Below are 13,994 nucleotides of genomic sequence, written 5' to 3'. Positions count from 1 at the left end.
AGCGAAAATGACATTAAACATTGGGGTTATCGGTGCCGGTGCGATTGGTCGCGATCATATTCGTCGTTGCAGCCAGGTGTTGCAGGGGGCCAGGGTGGTTGCCGTCAACGATATCAACCGCGATAACGCGACAGGCATAGTGGAGCAGCTGCGTCTGGATGCACGCGTTTATGACGATGGGCACGAGCTGATTAAGGCGTCGGACGTGCAGGCGGTGCTGGTGACCTCCTGGGGGCCAAGCCACGAGGAATTTGTGCTGGCTGCGGTTGCCGCCGGCAAGCCGGTATTTTGTGAAAAGCCGCTGGCGGTGACCGCGCAGGGCTGTAAAAACATCGTCGAGGCGGAGGCGAAACACGGCAAACGCCTGGTGCAGGTTGGCTTTATGCGTCCGTACGACCAGGGCTACCGCGCGCTGAAACAGGTGCTGACCAGCGGCCAGATCGGCGAGCCGCTGATGCTGCACTGCGCGCACCGTAACCCGACGGTGGGCGAGGCCTACACCACGGATATGGCGATTACCGACACCCTGATTCATGAAATCGACGTGCTGCGCTGGCTGCTGGATGACGATTATGTGTCGGTGCAGGTGGTGTTCCCGCGCAAGAGCAGCAAGGCGCTTTCTCACCTGCGCGATCCGCAAATCGTGCTGTTTGAAACGGCGAAGGGCACGCGCATTGACGTGGAGATCTTCGTTAACTGTCAGTACGGCTATGACATTCAGTGCGAAGTCGTCGGGGAAACCGGCATCGCCAAGCTGCCGGAGCCGTCGTCTGTGCAGATGCGCAGCAACGCCAAGCTGTCCAACGAGATCCTGATGGATTGGAAAGAACGTTTCATTGACGCTTATGATGTTGAACTGCAAGGATTTATCAATGACGTGCAGGCCGGGCAGCTGCAAGGGCCGTCGGCCTGGGATGGTTATGCCGCTGCGGTTACGGCTGATGCCTGTGTCGCCGCGCAGCTGAGCGGTGAAGTCGTGCCGGTATCACTGCCGCCGCGTCCTTCTTTCTACGGCAAATGATCGCCTGATTCACTTTTTATATATCCGGGGCCGTCGGCGTCTGCTCAACGCGTGAAAAAGGACGGTTAACATGTCGGCAAGGAGGCCGTGGGTCTGGCGGCCCGGGTATAGCTGCTTAACGGGGAACAACGATGAAGATCGCGTTTGATGTGGATGTCATTAAAGATTTAGGCGTCACCCAGATGGTGCAGCAGGTGGCCGACTGGGGATATAAATATATCGAACAGTCGCCGCATCCGCAGATTAACCCATTCTATAAACATCCGAAGGCCGGCCGTGAAATCATGGCGGAATACAAAAATGCGCTGAAGGCCACCGGGGTGGAGATCTCCTCGTTTATCGTGGTTTATCGCTGGTCCGGCCCGGGTGAGGATCGTCGTCAGGCGGCGGTGAAAAATTGGCGCCGGATGATCGAGATTGCGGTGGAGATGGGCGTGCAGGTGATCAATACCGAGCTGGCGGGCGATCCCAATGAACCGGAGATCTGTGAAGAGCTGTGGTACAAATCCATGGAAGAACTGCTGCCTATCATTGAGCGTGAAGGCATACGCATGGAAATTCAGTCCCACCCTTGGGACTTCTGCGAGCTGAATAATGAAACCGTCGATATGGTGAAGTCGCTGCGCAGCGATCATGTGAAGTATCTGTACAGCGTGCCGCACTCGTTCTACTACGACAAAGGCAAGGGCGACGTGGCGAATATGCTGAAATATGCCGGGGATGACCTTTCCCACGTGCTGATCGCCGATACCATGAATCATACCCGCCACTGTCGTTATATCGTCAACCCGCCCGGCGTTGACGCCGCGGTGCATCAGCACGTCGGCATCGGCGAAGGAGAGATCGACTTCGATGCGCTGTTCCAGGCCCTGCGCGATATGGAATTCGCCAACCGCAACTTTAAGGTTGGCGGTGAATCGATTATTTGCACCTCCCTGTTCGGTTATCCGGAAAAGATGAAGACCCAGGCGGTTGAAACCCGGGAACGCATCGAAAGAGAACTGTTAGGTAAATAACGCCGCCGGCGATGCCCCTGACATGGCTTGTCGCGTTTCTGCGCGGGTTGCGTGATGCGGGATGGGAACAGGGTGAAGCGCCGATCTAATGACTGAGGCCCAAAAAATGAATAAAGACTATGTGAAGCTGGCGATCGCCCCGATTGGCTGGACCAATGACGACATGCCGGAACTTGGCAAAGAGAACACCTTCCAACAGTGCGTCAGCGAAATGGCGCTGGCGGGATTCAGCGGCAGCGAAGTGGGCAGTAAGTACCCGCGCGATCCGCAGGTTTTAAAGCCCATGCTGGATATTCGCGGCATTCAGATCTGCAACGCCTGGTTCAGCACCTTTTTTGCCGACGGGCAGAAAGAAAAAACCATCGATGAGTTCGTTAACCATATGAACTTTCTGCATGATATGGGCGCCAAGGTGATTGGCTGCTCAGAGCAGAGCAAAAGCATTCAGGGTACCGACAAGGCGGTATTGGAAGAAAAACCCTACTTTACCGATGAAGAGTGGCAGCGCGTCGCCGACGGCTATAACGAACTGGCGAAAATCGCCGCTGGCAAAGGCATGCAGGTTTGCCTCCATCACCATATGGGGACGGGGATTCAAACCACGGCGGAGATCGACCGCTATATGAGCATGGTAAACGATGATGTATACCTGCTGTTTGATACCGGCCATGCCTACTACTCTGAAGGCAGCCAACAGGCGATGCTGGCTATTTTGGAAAAATATTTGCCGCGCATTAATCATGTCCATCTGAAAGACGTGCGCGATGACGTGGTCGCCGAGGTGCGGGCTAACCGCTTAAGCTTCCTGGATGGGGTGAAAAAGGGGACGTTTACCGTGCCGGGAGATGGCGTCATTGATTTTCGTCCGGTCTTCAAACTGCTGGACGAGCATGGCTACAAAGGATGGATGGTGGTAGAGGCTGAGCAGGATCCGGCCATTGCCAACCCCTTCGAATACGCGGTTAAGGCGCGCCGCTATATCAAAGAGACGGCCGGTATTTAATGGCTATCACTTCCCGTGGCTGTGCCGCGGGAAGTGTTAATTTTTTTCGTCAGCGCTTTCAGACGCCATGAAATCGCGCCATATGATAGGCATCGACCAGCTTACCGTCGCGCATGGCAAAGTGTTGGCTGGTGCCTTCTATCTCGAAACCAAACTTCTTGTATAACGCAATGGCGCCCTGATTGTCGGTGAACACCGTCAATTCAATACGCTGAATTGCCGCCCAGTTATCGCAAAGTTCCATCATGGCGCTCATCAGCGCTCCGCCGATGCCTTTTCCCTGTTGTGCAGGATCGACGCCGATACCAAAGGTAGCGACGTGACGCCGACGTAACGACTGATTAAGTTTGATCACAATCTGACCAACAACTTGTTCGTCTATGCAGGCGACCAGATTGTGCAACCCTGGCTTGGCATCAGCCAGGCGCTGTTGCCAGTGCGTGAGTGAGGGCAGCGGAAGTTGCAGCGTATCGCGGTAGACTTCTGGGTGGGCATACAGCCGTTGCAGCGCTGGTGCATCGGAGGTTTCAACGTGGCGGACGATGATTTCACCCATTCTCTTATCCCTATGATTATTAGCAATATTACTCTGTAAGTTATCGGGTCTGCTTCTTTAGTCAACAATATTTAAGATTGGTCAAAAAAACGCTTTACAGATGCGAATGATAATGATTATTATTGCCATGCGTTCTCGGCAGACGGTGGCCTCACCGCTCTGACTTGAAGGCACGACATTGCTCACATTGCTTCCAGTGTTTATTTAGCCAGCTCGGGTGCTGGCTTTTTTTTTGCCCTCAATCATCTACCTTTGCGCTCAACAAATCTTCTGCGGCTCCTCTGTTTATTTCATCGAAATTTTTGAACAGAGGGGTGAGTTTTTTACGCTTTCTTATTCTGCTGTCAGGTCTAGACTGTAAAAAACATTGAGGAGAGTTGAACATGATTTATTTACGTAAAGCGAAAGACCGCGGCCACGCTAACCATGGCTGGCTGGACAGCTGGCATACCTTCTCCTTTGCCAATTATTACGATCCGAACTTTATGGGGTTCTCCGCGCTGCGGGTCATCAATGAAGACCGGATTGACGGCGGGCAAGGGTTCGGTACCCATCCGCATAAAGATATGGAAATTCTGACCTACGTGCTGGACGGTACCGTAGAGCATCAGGACAGCATGGGTAATAAAGAGCAGATCCAGGCTGGGGAATTTCAGATTATGAGCGCCGGCACCGGGGTACGCCACTCCGAGTACAATGCTAACAGCGACAAGCTGCTGCATCTGTACCAGATCTGGATTATTCCGGATACCAACGGCCTGCCGCCGCGTTATGAGCAGCGTATGTTTGATGCACCGCAGGGGCGTCAGCTGGTGTTGTCGCCGGATGCCCGCGAAGGTTCGCTGAAGGTATTCCAGGATATGACGCTGTCGCGCTGGGCGCTGAATAAAGGCGAACAGGCGGAGTATACGGTCGAAGCCGGTCGTCGCGTCTGGGTACAGGTGGTGCGCGGTTCCATTACCATTAATGACAACCGGGCAGGCGCCAGCGATGCGCTCGCTATCTGGGATGAAACGGCGCTGTCACTCCACGCCGATGAAGACAGTGAAATTCTGCTGTTTGATTTGCCACCGGTTTAATTTGCTTAGCGTTATCGGGCTCAATCTGACGATTGGGCCCTTTTTACGCCCGTTTGATATCAGCCTGCCGTTTTTTTTGCTAAAATAACCGCCCATTCACGGTTTGTCAGCTCATTGATAATGAAGAAAAAGCGGCCGGTACTTCAAGATGTTGCAGATAGGGTTGGCGTCACCAAGATGACGGTGAGCCGCTATTTGCGCAATCCTGATCAGGTTTCCGCCGCCCTGCGGCAGAAAATCGCGGTCGCGCTGGATGAACTGGGCTACATTCCTAACCGCGCGCCGGATATCCTTTCCAACTCTACCAGCCGCGCTATCGGCGTACTGTTGCCATCGCTGACCAACCAGGTGTTTGCCGAAGTGTTGCGCGGTATTGAAAGCGTGACCGACGCGCACAATTATCAAACCATGCTGGCGCACTATGGTTATCTGCCGGAACGTGAAGAAGAGCGCCTGACCTCGTTGCTCTCGTACAATATTGACGGCCTGATCCTGTCCGAACGCACCCACACCGCCCGTACCCGTAAAATGATTGAGGTTGCCGGCATTCCGGTGGTGGAACTGATGGACTGCGTATCGCCCTGTATTGATATGGCAGTAGGGTTTGATAACCATCAGGCTGCCCGCCAGATGACGCAGCGGATTATCGCCCAGGGTTATCGTCATGTGGTGTACCTTGGTGCGCGTCTTGATGAGCGTACGCTGATTAAGCAGCAAGGCTATGAGCAGGCGATGCGCGAGGCCGGGTTACAGCCATGCAGCATTATGACCAACCGTGCGTCGTCTTACTCCGGCGGTGGTGAAATGCTGCGCCAGGCGCAGCGTGACTACCCGCAAATCGACAGCGTATTTTGCACCAACGATGACCTGGCGATCGGCGCTGCCTTTGAGTGCCAGCGTCAGGGGCTATCCATTCCGCAAGATATGGCAATTGCCGGTTTCCACGGCCATGATATTGGCCAGGTGATGATGCCAAAACTGGCCAGCGTGCTGACGCCGCGTGAAACCATGGGGCAGATCGGCGCGGAGCGGTTACTGGCGCGCCTGCGTGGCGAAACCGTCAGCCCGTCGATGGTTGACGTTGGTTTCACTATTATTCCTGGCGGTAGTATTTAAGCGGTATTGCGTCGTGCCGTTTTTTGATGCCGTACCGATCCTCTCCTTTTTCCTCCTTTGGGTTCAAACGCTGACTATAATTGCTTGCTGGTTGAGATTTGACCGCAGTTAGTTTGACCGCCTTCACAGTTACGGGATGTCATTTCGCCGGTTTGTTGCTTAATTCCAGCGCGACAAAGACAATGTTACCGATAACCTGTTACCAGTAACATTTGGCACCTGGGACCCTTGAGAGCACAAAAATTATGAATAATTCACAACACCACGTTTTCATCCTGATGGGCGTCTCCGGCAGCGGGAAATCTGCCGTAGCAAGCGCCGTAGCGCATGAACTCAATGCCGCCATGCTGGATGGCGATTATCTGCACCCCCGCAGCAACATCAATAAAATGGCCGGCGGTGATGCGCTGAACGATGACGATCGGGCGCCGTGGCTGGCGGCACTGAACGACGCGATTTTTGCCATGCAGCGTACCAATGACGTTGCGCTGCTGGTGTGTTCCGCGCTGAAAAAGCGCTATCGCGATCGCCTGCGCGCAGGCAACAACAACCTGCACTTTATCTATCTGGAAGGTGAAAAAGACGTGATTGAAGCGCGTCTGAAGCAGCGTAAAGGGCATTTCTTCAAGCCTCAGATGCTGGTTTCCCAATTTGAAGCGTTGGAAGTGCCGCAGGCGGATGAGTCCGACGTGCAGGCGATTGACATCGACCAGCCGCTGGATAACGTGGTGGCCGACGTCGTCTCCTATATTCAATCCGTAACGAACCAAGGGTAAAACGATAATGGATACATTAACGCTGGTATTGACCGCCGTAGGTTCGGTACTGCTGCTGTTGTTCCTGGTGATGAAAGCGCGGATGCACGCGTTTATCGCCCTGATGCTGGTGTCGATGGGCGCCGGCCTGTTCTCCGGTATGTCGCTGGAGAAGATCACCGATACCATGCAAAAAGGCATGGGCGGCACGCTGGGCTTCCTGGCGATCGTGGTGGCGCTGGGCGCGATGTTCGGCAAAATTCTGCATGAAACGGGCGCGCTGGATCAGATCGCCGTCAAAATGTTGAAAGGCTTTGGCGAAAAGCGCGCGCACTACGCGCTGGGGATTGCCGGCCTGGTTTGCGCCTTGCCGCTGTTCTTCGATGTGGCGATCGTGCTGCTGATTGGCGTGGCCTTCGCCGTGGCGCGTCGCACCGGCGGTAATCTGGTGAAGCAGGTGATCCCGCTGTTTGCCGGCGTAGCCGCGGCGGCGGCCTTCCTGCTGCCGGGGCCGACCCCGATGCTGCTGGCGTCGCAGATGAATGCAGATTTTGGCTGGATGATCCTGATCGGCCTGGCGGCGGCGATTCCGGGCATGCTGCTGGCCGGCCCGCTGTTCGGTTCGTTTATCAGCAAGCACGTCACGCTGGAACTGCCGAAAGATATCGAAGAGCCAAGCATCGATAAGAGCAAGCTGCCTTCGTTCGGCTTTAGCCTGGCGCTGGTGCTGTTCCCGTTAGTGCTGGTGGGGCTGAAAACCATCGGCGCGCGCTTTACCGAGGAAGGCAGCTCGCTGTATCAGTGGCTGCAGTTTATCGGCCATCCGTTCACCGCGATTCTGATTGCCTGCCTGGTGGCGATTTATGGTCTGGCTATCCGCCGTGGGATGAGTAAAGACAAGGTGATGGAAGTCTGTTCGGCGGCGATCCAGCCGGCGGGGATTATCTTGCTGGTAACCGGCGCAGGCGGCGTCTTCAAGCAGGTGCTGGTCGATTCCGGCGTTGGCCCGGCGTTGGGTAACGCGCTGATCGGCGCCGGCCTGCCGATTGCTGTCGCCTGTTTTGTGCTGTCGGCGGCGGTGCGGGTGATTCAGGGTTCGGCGACCGTGGCCTGTCTGACCGCTGTCGGCCTGGTGATGCCGGTGATTGGCGAGCTGGGCTACTCCGGCGCGCAGATGGCGGCGCTGTCGGTATGTATTGCCGGCGGTTCCATCGTACTGAGCCACGTCAACGACTCCGGCTTCTGGCTGTTCGGTAAATTTACCGGCGCCACCGAAGCGCAGACGCTGAAAACCTGGTCGATAATGGAAACCATCCTCGGCACCACCGGTGCGGTGGTGGGGATGATCGCCTTTACGCTGCTGTAATCATTCTGAGCTTATTAAGGCGCCTACGGGCGCCTTTTTTTATCGCGTCCGGCAGCAGCAAGCGCCGCGTGATCCGCCTTTATAAGCAGGATTGCTAACAATTGCGCTGGCATCGAATAAATTCACTTTTCGCCCGCGCTGACATTTTGTAAGGTGTGAGGATAATTGCTCATCAATGACTCAATAAGTCGTATCCTCCAAGGCAGGACAGTTTTATGAAAAACGTTGGTTTAGTCGGTTGGCGCGGTATGGTCGGCTCGGTGCTCATGCAACGCATGACGGAAGAGCGCGATTTCGACGCCATTCGTCCGGTATTCTTCTCCACCTCACAGCACGGTGCGCCTGCGCCGGCTATCGGCGGTCAGCAGCAGGGGACGCTGCAGGACGCCTACGATATTGACGCGCTGAGCGCGCTGGATATCATTATCACCTGTCAGGGCGGCGATTATACCAATGAGGTTTACCCGAAGCTGCGTGCCAGCGGCTGGCAGGGCTACTGGATTGATGCCGCGTCCTCCCTGCGGATGGACGATGAGGCGATCATCATTCTGGATCCGGTTAACCGCGCGGTCATTCAGCAGGGTCTGGATAAAGGCATCAAAACCTTTGTCGGCGGTAACTGCACCGTCAGCCTGATGCTGATGTCGCTGGGCGGCCTGTTCGCCAACGATCTGGTGGAGTGGGCGTCTGTGGCTACCTATCAGGCTGCTTCCGGTGGCGGCGCGCGGCATATGCGCGAACTGCTGACGCAGATGGGCATGCTGCACGCCGATGTGGCGAAAGAGCTGCAGGACCCGGCGTCCGCCATTCTGGATATTGAACGCAAGGTGACCGAGGCGACCCGCTCCGGCAAACTGCCGACCGATAACTTTGGCGTACCGCTGGCCGGCAGCCTGATTCCGTGGATTGACAAGCAGCTTGATAACGGCCAGAGCCGTGAAGAGTGGAAAGGCCAGGCGGAAACCAACAAGATTCTGGCCAGCTCCAGCCTGATTCCGGTCGACGGCCTGTGCGTGCGCGTTGGCGCGCTGCGTTGCCACAGCCAGGCGTTTACCCTGAAGCTGAAAAAAGACGTGTCGCTGCCGGAGATCGAACAGATGCTGGCGACGCACAACGACTGGGTGCGGGTGATCCCGAACGACCGCGAGCTGACCATGCGCGAGCTGACGCCGGCGGCGGTGACCGGCACGCTGAATACGCCGGTCGGGCGTTTGCGCAAGCTGAACATGGGGCCGGAATACCTGTCCGCGTTTACCGTCGGCGATCAGCTGCTGTGGGGCGCCGCAGAGCCGCTGCGCCGTATGCTGCGGATTCTGCTGTAATACGTTAGCGCCCTATTTCATGGCGTAATTATTTAAGCCCGCTAATTAGCGGGCTTTTTTATTTTAGCTGTTTATATTAATCACTCATGTTATTCAAATAAATAAGTCGTTATTTTTTATAGGAAATAATACTACGCCAGTGTTTACATTTTATTCGCTACGGGATTATTATGCCGGCGGAAAGATCATAATGGACGATCGCACAAGGAATGTATCACTATGTCGGCATTACAATTCCCCTGCACTATATTTAAAACCAAAAATATAATGGATGATTATGGTGCATATGATATGCGCTGCGGAGATTTATCCGCAGCGCAATTAAAAACACACTTTCATTTAGGCGATGTCTCCACGCGGGTTAATCCCTATACCCTGACGCAGCTCACGCCGTTTAACCAGCCGCATTCGCGCTTTTATGGCATACGCGGGCAGGGGACTACGCTCACCCGGCAGGAGTGCGCCAGAATTCTCTTTGATGAATTCCGCCAGTTATCCCGCCTCTTTGCGCTTTATGGCCCCTATAAACACCTGATTGAACAGATGATCAGCCATATGCAGTACGGCAACGGCACGCCGTTTAGCAGCCCACATCTGAATGCCGCGTTAAAGGAGCAGATTTTGGGGGATAAAGATGAGAAAAATAGTACGCGTTTACTATTAGAGCTGTTTTTTAATAAAAACATAGATTGGGTGAATAAATATTATCCGGAAAAACTTAAAGATGAGCTTAGGGAAGTCATCATGCTTGGAAAACTGCCTAAGTTTGACCGGTTTCAGGATAATTTTAACGGTATGGGGATTACCGTACATGATACCTGGGCTACGCATATCACGGTAAAATCACTGCAGGTTGATAACGCAAGCTATCGTGCGTTGGTGCACTATCGGGTGCAGGACCACTTTGGATTGGATGATGACGATATCAGAAAGGTTAGGTTTAACCAGTTTCGTTTCTTCCGTATCTGGTTTGTACTTCAGCGCTACAATCAGCTTGGTTTTAAGCCGTTTATGACTAATATGGAAGCTACAGTAGAGATATCCGGGAGACATAATGAGAAAAAGTAAAAAGATCATATGTATTTTGGCATTAGCAGGCTTAGTACTACTAGGCTATTTTTTCTGGCGTTCTCTACAACCGGTGGAGATCGTTGCCGTTCATCAAAGGAACAACTTCAGCGATGTGCTGGTGAATAATTTCCCCTTTACGGATAAAGGAAAGGTTAATTGGTGGTTGGATAATAAAGACAAATTAAAAGAAAAATATGATATCCCTAAACCTGCTTCCTATGGACTTTTTACTATTGTTATCTGGAAATTTGGCGAGGGCTATAAATATGCGGGGAAGTATGACCGGATGTGTTTTGAAGATATGAAAGAAAAGAGAAATTGTATTGATAAAAATGTGTTGTTCATCATTTCTAATGACAAAGATGATGATATGTTCTTTGTTGGAGATAATGGAACCTACCGTATGGGAAAAGATGGTGAAATCGTTAAGATTAGGCGTGAATGAAAATTAATGAACGGCTCATCTGAGAAGAGATAGGGAAATAATTATGAGGGTGAATAGATTATCTCTACCACTGATGTTATTGATTGCTTTACTGTCAATGTTAGCTTTTTGGTGGAGCCTACGTTCGGTAGAAATTATTGCTGTTCATCATAAAAATGAGTTTAGTGCTGTTCTGGTTAACCATTTCCCCATTACGGATAAAGGTAAAATAGACTGGTGGATAAAAAATAAAGATAGATTAAAGAATGAGTATAAGATACCTAACCCTGCATCAGATGGTTTCTTTTCTATTACCTTTTGGGATTTTGGTGATGGCTATGAAGAAGCTGGAAAGTATGATCGGCGTTGCTTTGATGATATGCCAACCAAGAAAAAATGTATAGAAAAAACAAGGGATTTATTGTGTCAAATGAAAGAAATGGTGATATATCATTTATAACTAATGGTGATGAGTATCACATGAAGAGTAATGGTGACATTATAAAAATCGGAATTGATTGATAAAGTAATGAAAAATATTTTTATTGATTGGCTTTATATTCGCGATAAGGTTTATTGCGGGCGGGGTAGTCATTTTATACGCGTTATGATATATGCCGCCATGGCACTTTTTGGCTTTTTCCTTTGGTGCTCGCTGCAACCGGTAGAGATTATTGCTATTCACCAGAGGGAGAACTATAGCGATGTGTTGGTGAAAAACTTTCCTTTTACAGATAAAGGGAAAATAAAGTGGTGGTTAGATAATAAAAATAACCTAAAAGAAAAATATGGCATCCCTAAACCAGATTCAGATGGATTCTTTACTGTTATATTCTGGGATTTTGGTGATGGTTATAAAGAGGCGGGGAAGTATGACCGAATGTGTTTTGATGATATGAAAGAGAAAGAAAACTGTATTGAGAAGAATGTTTTTTTCATTGCTGAAAACGATAGGGATAAGGATATGTTATTTGTCGCAGATGGTGGAAGGTACCTTATGAAAAAAAATGGTGAACTCATTAAGCTTAGGCGAGATTGAAAATTAATGAAAGGGTGTTAGAGGAATGATAAGAGAGTAATTATGCCGGTGAGTCGATTGATTCTACTAATGATGTTACTGTTCGTGGTGCTGCCAATATTCGCTTTTGGGTGGTGTCTGCGTCCGGTAGAAATTGTTGCCGTTCATCAGAGAGGTAATTACAGTGATGTTTTAGTGAATAATTTTCCTTTTACAGATAAAGGAAAAATAAATTGGTGGCTGAAAAACAAAGAAAAAATTAAAAAGAATTATGATATTCCACAACCTGCATCCTATGGTTTTTTTACGATTATCTTTTGGGACTTTGGTAGTGGTTATAAAGAATCTGATAAATATGACAGAATGTGCTTTGACGACGTCAGAGAGAAAGAAAAATGTATAGATAAAAACAAATTATTCACAGTAAGAAATGATAGGAATGGCGATATTATGTTTGCCTTTAGCGATGCCCGCTATCGCCTAAACAAAAACGGTGAAATAACCAAACTCAAACGCGAGTCGGATTAATTCACCGTTGATATCAGCGAGACGGCTATTGGCCGCGTATCACAGCCAATCTTGCCCCCGGCCTTTACCGGCTTAGGAAGCCAGCGACAGCGCTTTGGCTTTTGCGCGTTCCGCCAGCCACTCGCTGACGCGCGCCTGTTGCGCTTCGTCCAGCCACATGCCGAGTTTGGTGCGGCGCCAGATGGCGTCTTTCAGCTCCACCACCCACTCTTTCTCCACCAGGTAGCGCAGCTCCGCTTCGTACAGGCCGTGGCCGAAGTCTTCGCCCAGATCCGCCAGGCTGTTGGCGCCGGACAGAATCAGTTCGCTGTGGCTGCCGTAGGTACGGGCATAGCGGCGCGCCAGCGCTTCCGGCAACCAGCCGTGTTCACGGCGCAGTTTGGCTGCGTAGCTGTCGCGGTCGCCGCCGATGTCGCCACCCGGCAGGGTGCCGTTCTTGGTCCAGGCCGGGCCGGCTTCCGGATAATAGTGCGCCAGTTTTTCCATCGCGTGTTCTGCCAGCTTGCGATAGGTGGTCAGCTTACCGCCGAAGACCGACAGCAGCGGCGCCTGGCCGTTATCGTCATGCACGTCCAACGTGTAATCACGGGTGATGGCCTGCGGTGAATCGGACTCATCGTCGCACAGCGGACGTACGCCGGAGTAGGTCCAGACGATATCGTCACGGCCGTACTGTTTCTTAAAGTGGTCGTTATACACTTTCAGCAGGTAGTTGATTTCGTTATCGTCAATCTTCACGTCTTTCGGATCGCCGTGATATTCCACATCGGTGGTGCCGATAATCGAGAACTCATCCATCCACGGGATCACAAAGACGATACGGTTGTCTTCGTTCTGCAGAATGTAGGACTGCGGCTGGTTATGCGCCTTCGGCACCACGATATGGCTGCCTTTGATCAGGCGGATGCCATAGGGTGATTTCAGCTTGAGGCCGTCATCGAAGAAGTTTTTCACCCACGGGCCGGTAGCGTTAACCAGGCCTTTGGCGCGCCAGGTGAAGGTTTTACCGCTGTCGATATCGGTCGCTTCCACCATCCACATGCCGTTCTCACGCCATGCGCGGGTCACTTTGGTGCGGGTGCGCACTTCGCCGCCGCGTTCCACCACTTCCTGCGCGTTCAATACCACCAGACGCGCATCGTCGACCCAGCAGTCGGAATATTCGAAACCGCGCTTCAGTTCCGGCTTCAGTACGGATTCTGGGCCAAAACGCAAACTCTTGCTGCCCGGCAGGCTGGTGCGTTTACCCAGGTGATCGTACAGGAACAGGCCGGTACGGATCATCCAGGCCGGACGCAGGTGTGGCTGGTGCGGCAGGCGGAAGCGCATTGGGAAGGCGATATGCGGCGCCAGTTTCAGCAGCACCTCACGTTCAGCCAGCGCTTCGCTCACCAGACGGAATTCATAGTGTTCCAGGTAGCGCAGGCCGCCGTGGATCAGTTTGGAACTGGCGGAAGACGTAGCACAGGCCAAGTCTTGCGCTTCCAGTAGCAGTACGGACAGGCCGCGCCCGGCAGCATCCGCCGCGATGCCGGCACCGTTGATGCCGCCACCGATAACGATCAAGTCTTTGGTTTCCACGTCATCTTCCTCCAGATGTTCGAAATAGCTCTTTTATGTTCGTTTTCGCTCATCATTGTAATCAAAAACCAACAAACAAGCCAAGAGTTAACCAAACAAAAACATTCACGCGTGATAAAGATAACAGTTTAGCGACTA

General features: G+C 52.2%; 14 protein-coding genes and 1 pseudogene. 13 read left to right on the top strand and 2 right to left on the bottom strand.

Annotation, left to right across the window (positions count from 1 at the left end; genetic code table 11):
* The first annotated feature begins 7 nt into the window (after positions 1-7).
* The 3 genes from CLM71_RS22570 to iolE all read left to right on the top strand — a co-directional run bounded on the left by CLM71_RS22570 (position 8) and on the right by iolE (position 3,040).
* Entirely contained in the window at positions 8-1,021 is a 1,014-nt protein-coding gene (locus CLM71_RS22570; RefSeq protein WP_105232967.1) for a Gfo/Idh/MocA family protein, read from the top strand.
* Positions 1,022-1,152: 131 nt separating this feature from the next.
* The gene (locus CLM71_RS22565) at positions 1,153-2,037 is read left to right on the top strand and encodes a sugar phosphate isomerase/epimerase family protein (protein ID WP_105232966.1); all 885 of its coding nucleotides are present in this window, start codon (positions 1,153-1,155) and stop codon (positions 2,035-2,037) included.
* 106 nt (positions 2,038-2,143) lie between these two features.
* Positions 2,144-3,040 (top strand): myo-inosose-2 dehydratase, encoded by an 897-nt coding sequence (iolE, locus tag CLM71_RS22560; RefSeq protein WP_105232965.1) that lies wholly within the window; start codon positions 2,144-2,146, stop codon positions 3,038-3,040.
* 58 nt (positions 3,041-3,098) lie between these two features.
* On the opposite strand, the gene CLM71_RS22555 is transcribed toward iolE, so the two are convergent.
* Positions 3,099-3,596, bottom strand: coding sequence for a GNAT family N-acetyltransferase (locus CLM71_RS22555; RefSeq protein WP_105232964.1), 498 nt, complete (start codon positions 3,594-3,596; stop codon positions 3,099-3,101).
* Positions 3,597-3,979: 383 nt separating this feature from the next.
* Between CLM71_RS22555 and CLM71_RS22550 the strand changes: the two genes are divergently transcribed.
* From CLM71_RS22550 to CLM71_RS22505, 10 genes and pseudogenes are all read left to right on the top strand, one after another.
* Positions 3,980-4,675 (top strand): pirin family protein, encoded by a 696-nt coding sequence (locus CLM71_RS22550; RefSeq protein ID WP_105232963.1) that lies wholly within the window; start codon positions 3,980-3,982, stop codon positions 4,673-4,675.
* 120 nt (positions 4,676-4,795) lie between these two features.
* Positions 4,796-5,791 (top strand): gluconate operon transcriptional repressor GntR, encoded by a 996-nt coding sequence (gntR, locus tag CLM71_RS22545; RefSeq protein ID WP_105232962.1) that lies wholly within the window; start codon positions 4,796-4,798, stop codon positions 5,789-5,791.
* 245 nt (positions 5,792-6,036) lie between these two features.
* Entirely contained in the window at positions 6,037-6,567 is a 531-nt protein-coding gene (gntK, locus tag CLM71_RS22540) for a gluconokinase (RefSeq protein WP_105232961.1), read from the top strand.
* 7 nt (positions 6,568-6,574) lie between these two features.
* Positions 6,575-7,912, top strand: a complete 1,338-nt coding sequence (gene gntU, locus CLM71_RS22535; protein ID WP_105232960.1) for a gluconate transporter — start codon at positions 6,575-6,577, stop codon at positions 7,910-7,912.
* A 215-nt stretch (positions 7,913-8,127) separates the two neighbouring features.
* Positions 8,128-9,234, top strand: a complete 1,107-nt coding sequence (asd, locus tag CLM71_RS22530) for an aspartate-semialdehyde dehydrogenase (protein WP_105232959.1) — start codon at positions 8,128-8,130, stop codon at positions 9,232-9,234.
* 219 nt (positions 9,235-9,453) lie between these two features.
* A complete protein-coding gene (locus tag CLM71_RS22525) occupies positions 9,454-10,302 on the top strand; it encodes a YPO3983 family protein (protein ID WP_105232958.1) in 849 nt (282 codons plus the stop codon).
* Positions 10,286-10,750, top strand: coding sequence for a DUF943 family protein (locus tag CLM71_RS22520; RefSeq protein WP_199776420.1), 465 nt, complete (start codon positions 10,286-10,288; stop codon positions 10,748-10,750). Before CLM71_RS22525 ends, CLM71_RS22520 begins: the two co-directional genes overlap by 17 nt.
* A gap of 73 nt (positions 10,751-10,823) precedes the next feature.
* Positions 10,824-11,251 (top strand): annotated as a pseudogene (locus tag CLM71_RS22515) (DUF943 family protein).
* Positions 11,252-11,336: 85 nt separating this feature from the next.
* Positions 11,337-11,768 carry a DUF943 family protein gene (locus CLM71_RS22510; protein WP_105233547.1) on the top strand — a complete coding sequence of 144 codons (432 nt, stop codon included), beginning with the start codon at positions 11,337-11,339 and terminating at the stop codon, positions 11,766-11,768.
* Positions 11,769-11,837: 69 nt separating this feature from the next.
* Positions 11,838-12,275 carry a DUF943 family protein gene (locus CLM71_RS22505; protein ID WP_232251594.1) on the top strand — a complete coding sequence of 146 codons (438 nt, stop codon included), beginning with the start codon at positions 11,838-11,840 and terminating at the stop codon, positions 12,273-12,275.
* A 72-nt stretch (positions 12,276-12,347) separates the two neighbouring features.
* Here the strand turns inward: CLM71_RS22505 and glpD are convergent, their stop codons facing one another.
* The gene (gene glpD / locus CLM71_RS22500) at positions 12,348-13,856 is read right to left on the bottom strand and encodes a glycerol-3-phosphate dehydrogenase (protein ID WP_105232955.1); all 1,509 of its coding nucleotides are present in this window, start codon (positions 13,854-13,856) and stop codon (positions 12,348-12,350) included.
* Between the last annotated feature and the right edge of the window lie 138 nt (positions 13,857-13,994).

Source organism: Serratia sp. MYb239 (assembly GCF_002966855.1).
GTDB lineage: Bacteria > Pseudomonadota > Gammaproteobacteria > Enterobacterales > Enterobacteriaceae > Serratia_B > Serratia_B rhizosphaerae.
Note: the sequence above shows the minus strand (reverse complement) of the source record. Positions and strands in the feature narration are given on the sequence as shown.

Coding starts and splice junctions, on each gene's coding strand:
- CLM71_RS22570 (WP_105232967.1), top strand. CDS start 8: ATGACATTAAACATTGGGGTTATCGGTGCCGGTGCGATTGGTCGCGAT.
- CLM71_RS22565 (WP_105232966.1), top strand. CDS start 1,153: ATGAAGATCGCGTTTGATGTGGATGTCATTAAAGATTTAGGCGTCACC.
- iolE (WP_105232965.1), top strand. CDS start 2,144: ATGAATAAAGACTATGTGAAGCTGGCGATCGCCCCGATTGGCTGGACC.
- CLM71_RS22555 (WP_105232964.1), bottom strand. CDS start 3,596: ATGGGTGAAATCATCGTCCGCCACGTTGAAACCTCCGATGCACCAGCG.
- CLM71_RS22550 (WP_105232963.1), top strand. CDS start 3,980: ATGATTTATTTACGTAAAGCGAAAGACCGCGGCCACGCTAACCATGGC.
- gntR (WP_105232962.1), top strand. CDS start 4,796: ATGAAGAAAAAGCGGCCGGTACTTCAAGATGTTGCAGATAGGGTTGGC.
- gntK (WP_105232961.1), top strand. CDS start 6,037: ATGAATAATTCACAACACCACGTTTTCATCCTGATGGGCGTCTCCGGC.
- gntU (WP_105232960.1), top strand. CDS start 6,575: ATGGATACATTAACGCTGGTATTGACCGCCGTAGGTTCGGTACTGCTG.
- asd (WP_105232959.1), top strand. CDS start 8,128: ATGAAAAACGTTGGTTTAGTCGGTTGGCGCGGTATGGTCGGCTCGGTG.
- CLM71_RS22525 (WP_105232958.1), top strand. CDS start 9,454: ATGTCGGCATTACAATTCCCCTGCACTATATTTAAAACCAAAAATATA.
- CLM71_RS22510 (WP_105233547.1), top strand. CDS start 11,337: ATGATATATGCCGCCATGGCACTTTTTGGCTTTTTCCTTTGGTGCTCG.
- CLM71_RS22505 (WP_232251594.1), top strand. CDS start 11,838: ATGATGTTACTGTTCGTGGTGCTGCCAATATTCGCTTTTGGGTGGTGT.